General features: G+C 61.1%; 12 protein-coding genes. 2 read left to right on the plus strand and 10 right to left on the minus strand.

The window, feature by feature from the left end:
* Window positions 1-357: 357 nt before the first annotated feature.
* Window positions 358-2,376: an acyltransferase family protein gene (locus tag ILFOPFJJ_RS01690; protein WP_173508851.1), complete on the plus strand. Its 2,019-nt coding sequence runs from the start codon at window positions 358-360 to the stop codon at window positions 2,374-2,376.
* 97 nt (window positions 2,377-2,473) lie between these two features.
* Here the strand turns inward: ILFOPFJJ_RS01690 and ILFOPFJJ_RS01695 are convergent, their stop codons facing one another.
* From ILFOPFJJ_RS01695 to ILFOPFJJ_RS01710, 4 genes are read right to left on the minus strand one after another with little or no spacing between them, the layout of a single operon-like run.
* Window positions 2,474-3,340, minus strand: a complete 867-nt coding sequence (locus tag ILFOPFJJ_RS01695; RefSeq protein WP_173508852.1) for a metal ABC transporter permease — start codon at window positions 3,338-3,340, stop codon at window positions 2,474-2,476.
* Window positions 3,337-4,197 carry a metal ABC transporter permease gene (locus ILFOPFJJ_RS01700; RefSeq protein WP_173508853.1) on the minus strand — a complete coding sequence of 287 codons (861 nt, stop codon included), beginning with the start codon at window positions 4,195-4,197 and terminating at the stop codon, window positions 3,337-3,339. Before ILFOPFJJ_RS01700 ends, ILFOPFJJ_RS01695 begins: the two co-directional genes overlap by 4 nt.
* On the minus strand, window positions 4,194-5,129 hold the full coding sequence (locus ILFOPFJJ_RS01705) for a manganese/iron ABC transporter ATP-binding protein (RefSeq protein WP_173508854.1): 936 nt from the start codon (window positions 5,127-5,129) through the stop codon (window positions 4,194-4,196). The genes ILFOPFJJ_RS01700 and ILFOPFJJ_RS01705 overlap by 4 nt, the downstream gene beginning before the upstream one ends.
* On the minus strand, window positions 5,126-6,031 hold the full coding sequence (locus ILFOPFJJ_RS01710) for a metal ABC transporter substrate-binding protein (RefSeq protein ID WP_173508855.1): 906 nt from the start codon (window positions 6,029-6,031) through the stop codon (window positions 5,126-5,128). Before ILFOPFJJ_RS01710 ends, ILFOPFJJ_RS01705 begins: the two co-directional genes overlap by 4 nt.
* Window positions 6,032-6,152: 121 nt before the next feature.
* Here ILFOPFJJ_RS01710 and ILFOPFJJ_RS01715 point away from each other — a divergent pair, with 121 nt between their 5' ends.
* The gene (locus tag ILFOPFJJ_RS01715; RefSeq protein WP_173508856.1) at window positions 6,153-6,581 is read left to right on the plus strand and encodes a Fur family transcriptional regulator; all 429 of its coding nucleotides are present in this window, start codon (window positions 6,153-6,155) and stop codon (window positions 6,579-6,581) included.
* A 6-nt stretch (window positions 6,582-6,587) separates the two neighbouring features.
* On the opposite strand, the gene ILFOPFJJ_RS01720 is transcribed toward ILFOPFJJ_RS01715, so the two are convergent.
* From ILFOPFJJ_RS01720 to ILFOPFJJ_RS01745, 6 genes are all read right to left on the minus strand, one after another.
* Entirely contained in the window at window positions 6,588-7,508 is a 921-nt protein-coding gene (locus ILFOPFJJ_RS01720) for a DMT family transporter (RefSeq protein WP_173508857.1), read from the minus strand.
* A 166-nt stretch (window positions 7,509-7,674) separates the two neighbouring features.
* On the minus strand, window positions 7,675-8,280 hold the full coding sequence (locus ILFOPFJJ_RS01725; protein ID WP_173508858.1) for a deaminase: 606 nt from the start codon (window positions 8,278-8,280) through the stop codon (window positions 7,675-7,677).
* A gap of 98 nt (window positions 8,281-8,378) precedes the next feature.
* On the minus strand, window positions 8,379-9,851 hold the full coding sequence (locus ILFOPFJJ_RS01730; RefSeq protein WP_173508859.1) for a nucleobase:cation symporter-2 family protein: 1,473 nt from the start codon (window positions 9,849-9,851) through the stop codon (window positions 8,379-8,381).
* 373 nt (window positions 9,852-10,224) lie between these two features.
* Entirely contained in the window at window positions 10,225-11,949 is a 1,725-nt protein-coding gene (locus ILFOPFJJ_RS01735) for an ABC transporter substrate-binding protein (RefSeq protein ID WP_173508860.1), read from the minus strand.
* Window positions 11,950-12,027: 78 nt separating this feature from the next.
* Window positions 12,028-12,447, minus strand: coding sequence for a DUF2160 domain-containing protein (locus ILFOPFJJ_RS01740; protein WP_173508861.1), 420 nt, complete (start codon window positions 12,445-12,447; stop codon window positions 12,028-12,030).
* Window positions 12,447-13,271 (minus strand): carbohydrate ABC transporter permease, encoded by an 825-nt coding sequence (locus ILFOPFJJ_RS01745; protein ID WP_173508862.1) that lies wholly within the window; start codon window positions 13,269-13,271, stop codon window positions 12,447-12,449. The genes ILFOPFJJ_RS01740 and ILFOPFJJ_RS01745 overlap by 1 nt, the downstream gene beginning before the upstream one ends.
* Window positions 13,272-13,289 lie beyond the last annotated feature (18 nt).

The raw sequence follows: 13,289 nt of genomic DNA on the forward strand, positions 1-13,289 counted from the left end.
GCGGCTGAGCTTCTGGTCTACGGCATGTTTCCCAAATCGCAGCTTAAAACACGCAGCAAATCAAAGTTCTGCGGCGATGTTGTGCGTCTGAAACAATTGCACAGATTGCGATCGCGGAGGTTGCTCGACAGGAGACCTATCAACCTTTGTGACACTCGACGCCGAAAGTGAACCGTATCTCCGATCCCCGCCCTTGACATTGTTTTGTGCGGTGCAGCATTTTAATCTGCTGATGCAGGATAGGCTAATTTGATCTCGAGAGAGTGACGCGGATTGGCGGCTGGATCTACGAAGCGGTTTCGAGGCTCTGCTGAGGCTGCCCTGGCAGCCCGACCTGATTACCACGCCCGACGTAAAGTGATTGCCGAGCCGAATATTCGCGCTGCGCCACGGCGCGACGACATTCAGGGCTTGCGGGCAATCGGCGCACTCTTGGTCGCGATATATCATATATGGATCGGCCGGGTTTCTGGTGGTGTCGATGTGTTCTTCATCGTCTCCGGCTACCTGCTCATCGGATCGCTGGCGCAACAGGCCGAAGCCAAGCATCGCGTGGATCTCATCCTCTTTGCCACCAAATTGGCGCGTCGACTTCTGCCCGCGTCCTTTTTGGTGCTTGCCGTGATCGCGATGTCAGCGCCGTTTTGGCTGCCGAGAATGCGATGGCAAACCGGCATGTATCAGATTGTGGCCAGTTCGCTATATCTCGAGAACTGGTTTCTGGCGGACGCGGCGATCGACTATCTCGCACGAGACGAGGTGGGAAGTCCGGTCCAGCATTACTGGGCAATGTCAGCCCAGGTCCAATGCCTGCTGATTCTGGCAGCGGCTGTTGCCGTATTTACCTCGATAAGGCGCCGACCATCGCCCACCGACCTGCTGGTGTTTCTCACAAGTGTGTTCGCACTGTCGCTTGCCTACTCGATCTACGGCACGTCCCGGAACCAGGCATTCGCCTACTACGACACCTTTGCGCGGATCTGGGAGTTCGCACTTGGTGGAATCAGTCGCCTGCTGCTGCCCGGTATCAATTTGTCGCCAGTGCAGCGGACGATCGGCGGGTGGATCGGTTTCGCGGCGATTCTGAGTTGTGGCATCTTGCTTGAAATATCGACTGTTTTTCCCGGCTACGCCGCCCTCTGGCCGACGCTCGCCGCCGCAGCAATCCTTGTTTGTGGCGATGGCCCGCCGTTGCGGTTCGGTGTCGCAAGACTGCTGGCCGCGCGGCCGCTCGTGTGGCTCGGGGGCATATCCTACAGCCTCTATCTCTGGCATTGGCCAATCCTGGTCTTCTATCTCACCTACTCGTATCAAACCTCGGCCGGTCCCATAGAGGGCATGGTCGTCCTGCTCGTCTCCATCGTCCTTTCCTATTTCACAACGCGGCTCGTGGAGGCGCGTTTTCGCGGACGGAAAAATGATGACCGCCCGTTGCAGACGGCGTTCGGAACGATCATCGCCCTTGCTGTGATCGCTGCGGGCCTGTTCGTCTGGAGAGTGGAGGCCGGTCAAAGCATGACGGAGGAGCAACTGCGTGTCGCCGATGCCGAGCGTTATCCCGGTGCGGCGATCAAAGGGCTTGCTCCGGGTTCGAGCGATGTCCCCATCCATCCTGGACCCATGACCGTAAAATGGGACGATGCAGACGTGTATCGGGATGGCTGCCACCAGTCTCTGCAGGGTGCCGCCTTGCTCAGTTGCAGTTACGGGCCGAGAGAGGCGAGCCACACCCTGGCGCTCGTTGGCGGCTCGCACAGCGTGCATTGGCTACCGGCGCTGCAGGGCGTCTTGCAGCGGTATCCGGACTGGAAGATTGTCACCTACACCAAGAGCAGTTGCGCGCTGGGTTCGCAGGAGACCTCCGAGGCGTCGGCACATCGGGACGCCTGCACCAAGTGGAACGAACTGTTGATGGAAAGATTGTTGTCGACGAAGCCGGATCTGATTTTCACCACGTCCACACGGGTGGTCGATGGCATCGAAGAAGTTCCCGCTGGTTATCAACGGCAATGGGAGAGGCTGGCGGCGGCGGGAATTCCGGTCGTGGCAATGCGCGACACGCCCTGGTTTGGCTTTGACGTGCCCGAATGCGTGGAAATCAATGGTCGTTTCTCGCCGAAATGCGCTGTGCAGCGGGAATTGGTGCTCGCCCCGATCAGTCCGACACGCGCGGTCTCCTTCAAGGAAAACCTGCATTTCCTGGACTTTTCCGATTATTTCTGCACCGCCGAAATGTGCCCTGCGGTCATTGGCAATGTGCAGGTCTATTACGACAAGCATCATGTAACAGCCACCTATATGCGCACGTTGAGCGAAGAGCTTGCTCGTCAGCTTGCGCCGATATTCCGCGACGCGAAACCGTTGGCGCTTGAATGAATGTCACGCTCAAAGACGTGGCAACAAGCACATGAGCGCCTGACTGGAGAGCGACCGGACGAGTATTTTTCCGCCCCGGCGTGGCCGGGGTGGATACTTAGTCATGAGGGCGCTGGGGCTCTGAATTCAATGAGTCGGCGAGGCGCGCCGTTTTCCATGTGGAATAGGCGAAGGCAGCGAGGAAGATCGCCGTCATCAGCATTACGATGGTCGGCGCCGGCGCGCTGTCGATGAAGAAGGACAGGTAGACGCCGAAGAAGGAGGCGAAGACCGCGACGATCACGGCGGCGATCAGCATGCCGCCGAATGTGCGCGTGAGCAGAAAGGCGATCGCACCGGGGGCGATCAGCATGGCAATCGCGAGAATGAGGCCGACGGCTTTCAAGGCTCCGACGATCGTCAGCGACAGGATCGCAAGCAGGCCGTAGTGCAGCCATCCGACCGGAAGCCCAACCGCGCGCGCCTGGGCCGGATCGAAGGCGTGCAGCAACAGGTCGCGCCATTTGAGCCCGAGGATGCCGGCGGCAACGAGCGCAATGATGCCCGTTTCCAGGATGTCGCGCCAGCCGATCCCGAGCATGTCGCCGAAGAGGATGTGATCGAGGTGCACGTCGCTCTGGATCTTGGTGTAGAGCACCAGGCCGAAACCGAACATGCCGGAAAAGACGATGCCCATTACCGTATCCTGCTTGATGCGGCTGTTTTCCTTGAGGTAGCCGGTGAGCAGCGCGCAGCACATGCCGGCGGCAAAGGCACCGACGGCGAGCGGCAGGCCGACGATGTAGGAGATGACGACGCCCGGAAAGACCGCATGCGAGATCGCGTCGCCCATCAGCGACCAGCCCTTGAGAACGAGGAAGCAGGAGAGCATGGCCGTCGGGATCGCGACCAGGACCGAGATCAGCAGCGCGTTGCGCATGAACTCGAATTCGAAGACGGCGAGAAGCATGTCGAGCGAGATCATCGTACGGCCTCCAGCGCCTCGGACACGCGACGACGGGCGGCGATGAGCCCGTGCTTCGGGGCAAAGACGAAGGCGAGCATGAAGATCAGCGTCTGCAGTACGATGATGATGCCGCCGGTCGCGCCATCGAGGAAATAACTCGCATAGGCGCCGACAAAACTTGTCAGCGCACCGATCGCCACGCTGATCGCGATCAGCTTCGGGAAACGGTCGGTGAGCAGATAGGCCGTTGCCCCGGGGGTCACGACCATGGCGATGACGAGAAACGCGCCGACGGTCTGAAGGGCTGCGACCGTGCAGGCCGAAAGCAGGGTGAAGAACAGGACCTTCAGGAAGGTCGTGTTGATGCCGATCGAACGGGCGTGGCTCTCGTCGAAGAAGGTCACCATCAGGTCCTTCCATTTCGCCCAGAGGATCGCGAGCGACACGACGCCGATGATGGCAAGCTGCAGCGTGTCGGCCGGCGTGATGGCGAGAATGTTGCCGAGCACGATCGTCTGGATGTTCACCGAGGTTGGCGACAGCGACACCATGAAGAGCCCGAGGCCGAAGAAGGAGGTAAAGATGAGTCCGATGATCGTGTCTTCCTTCAGCCGCGTGCGCTGGTTCAGAAACAGCATGGTGGCCGCGGCGAGCGCGCCGGAAAAGAAGGCGCCGAGCGAGAAGGGGAGACCCAGCATATAGGCGCCGGCGACCCCGGGCACGATCGCGTGGGAGAGAGCGTCGCCGATCAGCGACCAGCCCTTGAGCATGAGGTAGGCCGAGAGGAAGGCGCAGACGGCGCCGACGAGCGCGCTCACCCACATGGCGTTCAGCATGTAGCTGTAGGTGAAGGGTTCGGTGAGCGCCGCGATCATTTGTCGTCCGGTTCAGGGTCGGTTTCCGGCTTTGCGGGCTGCGCCACCATCCGGTCCCGAGCGCCGTACATGACGAGCGGGCGCTCGTCGTCGCTGATGACGGCAAGCTGGCGCGGATCGGCATCGTCGTGCAGGCTTTCGCCGCCGAGCACGAAATGCCGCAGCACGCCGCCGAAGGCGAGTTCGAGGTTGTCGCGGGTGAAGGTGGTTGCCGTCGGACCGTAGGCGAGCACCGTGTTCTTCAGAAGCACGGTGCGGTCGCAGAATTCCGGCACGCTGCCGAGATTGTGGGTGGAGACGAGCATCACGCGGCCCTCGTCGCGCAAGGCGATGAGCAGGCGGATGATCGCATCCTCGGTCTTGACGTCGACGCCGGTGAAGGGCTCGTCGAGCAGGATGACGCGGCCGTCCTGCGCCAGCGCGCGGGCGAGGAAGACGCGTTTCTTCTGGCCGCCGGAAAGCTCGCCGATCTGGCGTTTGCGGAAGTCGCTCATGCCGACGCGCGCAAGGGCGGCCTCGACCGCGTCATGATCGACCTTCTTAGGGATTCGCAGCATGTTCATGTGGCCGTAACGGCCCATCATCACGACGTCCTCGACGAGAACCGGAAAGTTCCAGTCGACTTCCTCGGCCTGGGGCACATAGGCGACGAGGTTTCTCCTCAGCGCGGCCGGCACCGACAGCCCGAGGATCGAGATTTCGCCTTTTGCCAGCTTGACGAAGCCCATGATCGCCTTGAACAGGGTCGACTTGCCGCTGCCGTTGACGCCGACGAGCCCGGTGATCGTGCCGGTCGGGATCTCGAAGGAGGCGTCGCGCAGCGCCCGGTGGCCATTGCGATAGGTCACCGTCGCGCCACGGACGCGGATGCCGCTACCCTCGTCCGTTGATGCCGGCGCTGGTTTGGCGCGCTCCTGCACCTCAAGGTTCATTGCGAAAGACCTTTCGCGATCGTTTCGGAGGTAACACGCAGCAGGTCTATATAGGTCGGCACCGGACCGTCGGCCTCGCTCAAGGAATCGACATAAAGCACGCCACCATATTTCGCACCGGTCTCCCGCGCCACCTGTTCGGCCGGGTCCGGCGAGATCGTGCTCTCGGAAAAGACCACCGGAATATTATTGGCGCGCACGGCGTCGATCACCTTGCGCACCTGCTGCGGGGTGCCCTGCTGATCGGCGTTGATCGGCCAGAGATAGAGCTCCTTCATGCCGAAGTCGCGGATCAGGTAGCTGAAGGCGCCCTCGCTCGAGACGAGCCAGCGCTTTTCCGCCGGGATCTTCTCGAGTTCCGCCCGGATCGGCGCGACAGCCGCCTCGATCTTCTGCTTATAGGCCTCGGCATTCGCCTTGTAGGTTTCGGCGTTCTGAGGGTCGAATTTCACGAAGGCATCGCGGATGTTGTCGACATAGATCAGAGCTGCCGAGGGCGACATCCAGGCATGCGGATTCGGCTTGCCGGTGTACGGACCCTCAGCGATCCCCATCGGCTCGACGCCTTCCGAGACAACGACGCCGGGAATGTCGTCGAAGTTCTGGAAGAACTTTTCGAACCAGAGTTCCAGGTTCAGCCCGTTCCAGAGAATGAGCTTGGCGCCGTGCGCTTTCAGAATGTCGCGTGGCGTGGGTTGGTAGTTGTGGATCTCCGCGCCGGGCTTTGTGATCGATTCGACGATTGCCGCGTCGCCCGCGACATTCTGCGCCATGTCGGCAATGACCGTGAAGGTGGTGACAGCCTTGAATTTTTCCTGGGCCAGCGCCGCGCCGGGAATGAAGGAAAAGGCGGCCGCCGCCGCTGCTGCCGCCAGAATCATACGCCTCGTGCAATCGATCATCCGTCGCTCCTCAAGTTGACCCAACCTATGCCTATGCGAATGATTTGCATAAGTCAATGCAAATGAGAACCATTTGCAACTAGCTATTTTCAAACAGATCGCCCTTGGCTAGTGTCGCCAGATGAAACAGAACAAGAATCGCATCGAGGAGCTGGAAGGAATCCTCAGGGACGGCGGCGTGCGTGTCACGCGCCAACGCGCTGCAATCCTGAAGATTCTGGCCGAAGCCGAGGACCACCCCGACGCCAGCGAACTGCATCGGCGCGCAAAGGAAATCGACGCAACGGTATCGCTGTCGACGGTCTACCGGACCTTGTCGGCGCTCGAACAGCAGGGGGTCGTGCAGCGCCATGCCTTCGAGAGTGCAACGGCCCGATTCGAGACGGCGGATGCGCCGCATCACGACCATCTGATTGACATCGAGACCGGCGCGGTGATCGAATTCAGATCCGACAAGATCGAACAGCTGCAGGCAGAGATCGCCGCCGAACTCGGCTACGACTTGGTGCGCCACCGGCTGGAGCTTTATTGCCGGAAGCGCAAGGACTGACAGGGATTACCCCTTGGCTGCGACCGCCGCTGCGCGCTGACGCGCCGGCATGGTCATTGCAGCGACGCCGGCGATAACGCAGCAGAGGCCGATCCACGCCGTCGCCGAAAGAGCTTCTCCGAGGAACAGGACTCCGATGGCAACGCCGATCGGGACGCGAACATAGGCCTGTGCCGTCGTGCCGACGGATCCGAGCGTGTGGATCAGGCGGAAATAGATGACGAAGGCGAGTGCCGTCGAGAAGGCCGACAGGCAGATAAGCGCGATCAGCGATTCCGGCGAGGGGTTGAGCGTCCAGGGCCGATCGACGATCAGGCTCGTCGGGACGAGCAAAACCGCACCGGCGAGAAGCGATCCCGCGGCGGGTATGATCGGATCATGCCCCTTGAAGCTTTTCCCGAAGATCGCCGCCCCCGCATAGCAAATAGTCGCAAGGACTACGGCAAGCTGCGGGACGAGCTGGCCGCCGATGCCGTGAAAGGCTTCGAGCCCAATGATCAGGCTGATGCCGGTGATGCCCGCAATGACGCCCACGAATTTGCGGGCGGTAACGGGCTCGTGCCGGGTGATCAGAGCTGTCAGAAGAAAGGCGAAGATGGGTGTGGTGGAATTGAGGATCACCGCCACACCGGCGTCGATCGTCCGCTCGGCCCAGGCGATCAGCGTGAAGGAAAAGACACTGTTGAGGCAGGCCTGGAACAGAAAACGCCTCAAGGTGGCCGTGTCACGGGCCAACGAAAGGCCGCGCCATCCGATCACCACCAGAAGAATTGCGCCGGCGAGCAGGGTGCGCGCGGCAATCAGCGTCACCGGCGGAATGGTTTCAACGCCGATCTTGATGAAGGTGTAGGAGGCGCCCCAGAGAGTCGCAAGCGCGAGAAGAAGCAAGAGTTCGAAGGCGACGTTTGTCTTGGCGGCAGCGGTCATCGGGTCCATCCCTGAAGCGAATCCATGCCGCTCTTCTAACATCGTCGGACAGATAGATGCTTCGGTCCCGATCGAAATGTGATGCATCCGCGGGAGATGTCTCCGAAACCGGGAGATCTCCTAAATAGCAGGCGCGGCCGCGCTGGGGCCTGATTGCGGGAGCCGCTTAGTTCAGCGGAATGGCGTTGTTCTCCTTGCTGGCCTGATACGTCGCGGACAACTCGGCGTATTTCCGGCCGATCGCCTGGGCGCGCTCTTCGAGCGACGCGCGATCGGACTCGGGAAGACTGGCGATCAGGCTGGGGATCGACCGGCCTTTCCAGAAGGCGTTCGTCCTGTTGTAGCCGCCGGGCTCGAGCGTGAAGACTTCTTTCAGGATCCTGAGGTCGTGCGGGATCGCAAACGCGTCTCGCGAATCCTCGTGGCTGAAGAAATAGTAAAAATTGTCGAAGCCTGCCCAGGTGATCGCTGAGAGGCACATGGAGCAGGGCTCGTGCGTCGACAGGAATATCAGGTCGCCCGAGTCGGGACGGTCGGATTCCGCCATTTCGTAGAACCGCTTCAAGGTGTGGACTTCGCCGTGCCAGAGCGGATTCTCGGTTTCGTTGTTGGTCTCGACGAGGACGACCGAGAAGTCCGATTTCTTGATTAGGGCGGCGCCGAAGACCTTATTGCCGGCCGCCACTCCGGCCTCCGTTGTCGGGATAATCCCGCGCTCCATCGTCGTCAGCAGGGCGTCGAGCAAGGGTAGCGTTTCGTGTTCCTGTGTCATGCAGTTCTTCCTTGATTGGTGCGTGTCCGGCATCTCCGTCGGCGACGGTTTCAGCCGTCGCCGACCAGAATGTAATGCGCCGGCGAGGGCGCGAACGGTCAGTGGGCTTCCGAGGCGATTACGGGCACTTCGATGCCCTTCGCGTCATAAAGCTTGCCGTTCAGGAAATAGTCGCCGTCGTGCAGCCGCGCGATGTCCTGATAGCGGAGCGTCCGCTCCATTCCGGCGACGAACACCGATTGCTGGTCGGAGTTTCCGGCGGAGAGGTGATTGAAGAGGAGATTGAGGCTGATCGCCATCAGTGCGGCGGAGCTGATGCCGGAGTGGAAGATCGTCGCGACCCAGGCCGGGAAGTGCTCGTAGAAGCCGGGAGAGGCGATCGGGATCATGCCGAAGCCGATGGAAGTGGCGACGATGACCAGGTTCATGTTGTTGTTGTAGTCGACCTTCGACAAGGTACGGATGCCACTCGCCGCGACGGTGCCGAAAAGCACGATACCGGCGCCTCCAAGAACGGCACTTGGAACCGCGGCGACAATGCGGCCCATGACCGGCAGCAGGCCGAGCGCCACGAGAAACATGCCGCCTGTCGCCACCACGTAGCGGCTCTTCACGCCGGTTACGGCCACCAGCCCGACATTCTGTGCAAAGGCACTCTGGGTGAAGGAACCGAAGACCGGTGCGATGAGGCTGGACAGCATGTCCGCCCTGAGGCCATCGCCGAGACGGCGCGAATCCACTTTCGTTTCGATGATTTCGCCGACGGCGAGGATGTCCGCCGAAGTCTCGACCAGGGTCACCATGATGACGATGAACATCGAGACGACCGCTGCGATCTCGAAGGTCGGGTAGCCGAAATGGAACACCGTCGGTAGCGAGAAGAGCGGTCCCTCGGCCACCTTCGAGAAATCGGTCATGCCGGCGAAATAGGCGATGACGGTGCCGATGATCAGTGCGATCAGGATTGACAGCCTTGAGATCGATGCGCTGCCGAGCTTGCTCAGCAGGAGCACGATCACGAGCGTGGCCGCCGCGAGCTGGATGTTGGCCTGGCTGCCGAAGTCCGGCGTTGCGCTGTTGCCTCCCATGGCCCAGCGCGCGGCGACGGGCATCAGGGTCAAGCCGATGGTAGTGATCACGATACCCGTGACGAGCGGCGGGAAGAAGCGGGTGATCCGCGAGAAGACGGGCGTAATCAGAAGGCCGATCAGCGACGCGGCCATGACGGCCCCGAGCACGGACTCGATCCCTCCGCTGCCGGAAATGGCAATCATCGTCGCGACACCCGAGAAGGAAACGCCCTGGACCAGCGGCAATCGGCTGCCGAAAAACGGCAGGCCGATGGTCTGCAGGATGGTGGCAAGGCCACCGGCGAAAAGAGATGCCGTGATCAAGAGGCCGATGTCGCTGGAACTCAGGCCCGCCGCCTGACCCAGGATCAATGGAACCGCAACGATGCCGCCGTACATCGTCAGGACGTGCTGCAGGCCATAGGCCAGATTGGCTGCGATACCGAGATTCTCATCCTCCGGCCGCGTATGCGAAACAGTTTCCTCAATATTGTTTGCCAAGGTAATCTCCTCCAATACCTTTGCATGTATTCCCACGTCTAAAGGCGTGGGGTGGCAAACTATGGCAGTGATGCCGAATCATTTCTTTATTGAAAAAGGGGAAACAGTTTTCGCCTGATCGGCGGTAATACTGTCGAATCACGACAGTCCGTCGATGCTGTCCTTGTTTCAAATCCTCCTACGCCGCGACCGCATTGCCGCACAAGCGCGATTTCCGCCGCGGCGCTGGTTCGTGGTCGTTTCCTGGCCGCTCACATTCCGCTTTCGTGCATTGGCGAGCACTGAAAAAAACCGGGGCTGTTTCCAGCCCCGGCGCCGCATCTCCCGTATTTTGGCGCCGCCCAAATTTCGGGCGGCGCCGTTGCCGTCAGACTTAGTTTGTCTGCCAGCTCTTGACCAGCTCGTCGTAGTTGACGGTGATCGGCTTTTCCTTTTCGTTCTCGACCTTCAGCTGCGGAGCGAGATTGCCAGCCTTGACGGCCTCCGCGTTCCAATACTCGAGGTCGTGCTCTTCGGCGAGCTTCGGACCGATGTCGCCCTGGATGCCGGCGCGTTCGAGGCGCTGCAGCACCTTTTCCTGCTCGGCGCACAGCGAGTCCATGGCTTCCTGCGCCGTCTTGGCGCCGGAAGAAGCGTCACCGATCGCCTGCCACCAGAGCTGAGCCAGCTTCGGATAGTCAGGAACGTTCGTGCCGGTCGGCGACCACTGCAGGCGGGCCGGCGAACGGTAGAACTCGATCAGACCGCCGAGCTTCGGTGCGCGCTCGGTGAAGCTCGGATGATCGAGTGTCGACTGGCGGATGAAGGTGAGGCCAACATGGCTCTTCTTCACGTCCACGGTCTTGGAGGTGACGAACTGCGCGTAGAGCCACGCGGCCTTGGCGCGGTCGTCCGGAGTGGACTTCAGAAGCGTCCAGGAGCCGGCGTCCTGATAGCCGAGCTTCATGCCGTCCTTCCAGTAAACGCCGTGCGGGCTCGGGGCAAAACGCCACTTCGGCGTGCCGTCCTCGTTCACCACCGGCAGGCCTTGCTTCACGAAGTCGGCGGTGAACGCCGTATAGGTGAACATCTGCTGCGCGATCTCACCCTGCGATGGGACCGGACCGGATTCCGAGAAAGTCATGCCCTGGGAGGCAGCCGGAGCATAGGCCTTCATCCAATCGAGATACTTCTGGATCGCATAGACCGAGGCCGGGCCGTTGGTGTCACCGCCGCGTGCAACGCAGGATCCGACGGGACGCGAGTTCTCATCGACCCTGATGCCCCATTCGTCGACCGGCTTGCCGTTCGGGATGCCCTTGTCGCCGTTGCCGGCCATCGACAGCCAGGCGTCGGTGAAGCGCCAGCCGAGCGACGGGTCCTTCTTGCCGTAGTCCATGTGGCCATAGACCTTCTTGCCGTCGATCTCGCGGCCGGTGAAGAACTCGGCAATATCCTCATAGGCCGACCAGTTGACCGGAACGCCGAGGTCGTAGCCGTACTTGGCCTTGAACTCCTCCTGGATCTTCGGATCGTTGAACCAGTCGTAGCGGAACCAGTAGAGGTTCGCGAACTGCTGGTCGGGAAGCTGGTAGAGCTTGCCGTCCGGGGCCGTGGTGAAGGACTTGCCGATGAAGTCGTCGATGTCGAGGTTCGGATTGGTGACGTCCTTGCCCTCGTTCGCCATGAAATCGGTCAGGCTGCGGGCCTGCTGGTAGCGCCAGTGCGTACCGATCAGGTCGCTATCGTTGATGTAGGCGTCATAGACGTTTTCGCCTGACTGCATCTGCGTCTGCAGCTTTTCGACGACGTCGCCTTCGCCGATCAGGTCGTGGGTGATCTTGATGCCGGTGATGTCGGAGAACGCCTTGGCGAGCGTTTTCGCTTCGTATTCATGGGTGGTGATCGTTTCGGAGACGACCTTGATTTCCATGCCGGCAAAGGGCTTCGCCGCATCGACGAACCACTGCATTTCCGCTTCCTGGGCCGCGCGATCGAGCGACGAGAGGTCGCCGATTTCCTTGTCCAGGAATGCCTTTGCCTCATCCATGCCGGCATAGGCCGAGCCGGTGAGAGCCAGCAGCATTGCTGCCGTCGTCGTTAGAAGATGCCGTCGCATAATTTCCTCCCTTGGGTTTTGCGATTGCAGTTCATTGCAGTTTCGAGGGGCGCCGTCGATGCGCCCCTCATTTCGTTCTCAGACGTAGCGGAAGACGCCGATGGCATAGACCACCGAGAGCGCGACCGCCCACCAGAGGTTTGTGCCGACGAGCCCCAGCCAGCCGAGATGAATGAAGGCGGATCCGAGCAGCGACACGAAGAGCCGGTCGCCGCGCGTCGTCTCGAAGCGCAGAATGCCGACGCGCGGATTGCCGCCGGGCCGGGCATATTCCCAGACGGCCATCAGCGACAGCAGCGCGAAGATCGTCAGAAAGAACATGGCGGTCGGGAAGGACCAGGCCATCCAGCCGCCGGGGAACAGCGGGGCGAACCAGTCGCGCTGGCCGTCCTTGAGCGGCAGGGCGGAAACGAGCAGGCCCGCAACTACGGCATAGACGACGAGCACGGCGGCAAGTGCGACGGGCCAGCGGTTCTTGCGAGTGGCGACGGTTTCCATCAGACCCTCCCCAGGGCGAAGCCCTTGGCGATATAGTTGCGAACGAAATAGATCACGAGTGCGCCGGGGATGATCGTCAGCACACCGGCGGCGGCAAGCACACCCCAGTCGAGACCGGACGCCGAGACGGTGCGGGTCATGGTGGCGGCGATCGGCTTGGCGTCGGTAGTCGTCAGGGTGCGGGCGATCAGCAGCTCGACCCAGGAGAACATGAAGCAGAAGAAGGCGGCGACACCGATGCCGGAGGCAATCAGCGGTACGAAGATCTTCATGAAGAAGCGCGGGAAGGAATAGCCGTCGATATAGGCCGTCTCGTCGATCTCCTTCGGCACACCCGACATGAAGCCTTCGAGGATCCAGACCGCCAGCGGCACGTTGAAGAGGCAGTGCGCAATCGCGACCGCAATGTGCGTGTCGATCAGGCCGAAGGCGGAATAGAGCTGGAAGAAGGGCAGCGCGAACACGGCCGGCGGCGCCATCCGGTTCGTCAGCAGCCAGAAGAACAGGTGCTTGTCGCCGAGGAAGCGGTAGCGTGAAAAGGCATAGGCCGCCGGCAGCGCCACGGCGACCGAAATCACCGTGTTCATTACCACGTAGGTGATCGAGTTGATGTAGCCGTTGTACCAGGAGGGATCGGTGAAGATCACCGTGTAATTGCGAAGCGTAGGATTCTGCGGCCACAGCGAGAAGGTGCTGAGAATCTCGCTCGTCTCCTTGAAGCTCATATTGACGAGCCAGTAGATCGGCAGCAGCAGGAAGACGATGTAGATCGTCGGGATTAGCCAGGAGAGGCGTTGTGACATCGGTTGCGTTTGAGTCTTCATAATGTCCTCCCTCCTTTC

This window comes from Sinorhizobium psoraleae (assembly GCF_013283645.1).
In the GTDB taxonomy this organism is placed as follows: Bacteria; Pseudomonadota; Alphaproteobacteria; order Rhizobiales; family Rhizobiaceae; genus Sinorhizobium; species Sinorhizobium psoraleae.

Excerpts from the sequence above, each read along its gene's own strand:
- ILFOPFJJ_RS01705 (WP_173508854.1), bottom strand. The coding sequence starts at position 5,129 with ATGAACCTTGAGGTGCAGGAGCGCGCCAAACCAGCGCCGGCATCAACG.
- ILFOPFJJ_RS01715 (WP_173508856.1), top strand. The coding sequence starts at position 6,153 with ATGAAACAGAACAAGAATCGCATCGAGGAGCTGGAAGGAATCCTCAGG.
- ILFOPFJJ_RS01700 (WP_173508853.1), bottom strand. The coding sequence starts at position 4,197 with ATGATCGCGGCGCTCACCGAACCCTTCACCTACAGCTACATGCTGAAC.
- ILFOPFJJ_RS01745 (WP_173508862.1), bottom strand. The coding sequence starts at position 13,271 with ATGAAGACTCAAACGCAACCGATGTCACAACGCCTCTCCTGGCTAATC.
- ILFOPFJJ_RS01710 (WP_173508855.1), bottom strand. The coding sequence starts at position 6,031 with ATGATCGATTGCACGAGGCGTATGATTCTGGCGGCAGCAGCGGCGGCG.
- ILFOPFJJ_RS01725 (WP_173508858.1), bottom strand. The coding sequence starts at position 8,280 with ATGACACAGGAACACGAAACGCTACCCTTGCTCGACGCCCTGCTGACG.
- ILFOPFJJ_RS01720 (WP_173508857.1), bottom strand. The coding sequence starts at position 7,508 with ATGACCGCTGCCGCCAAGACAAACGTCGCCTTCGAACTCTTGCTTCTT.
- ILFOPFJJ_RS01695 (WP_173508852.1), bottom strand. The coding sequence starts at position 3,340 with ATGATCTCGCTCGACATGCTTCTCGCCGTCTTCGAATTCGAGTTCATG.
- ILFOPFJJ_RS01735 (WP_173508860.1), bottom strand. The coding sequence starts at position 11,949 with ATGCGACGGCATCTTCTAACGACGACGGCAGCAATGCTGCTGGCTCTC.
- ILFOPFJJ_RS01740 (WP_173508861.1), bottom strand. The coding sequence starts at position 12,447 with ATGGAAACCGTCGCCACTCGCAAGAACCGCTGGCCCGTCGCACTTGCC.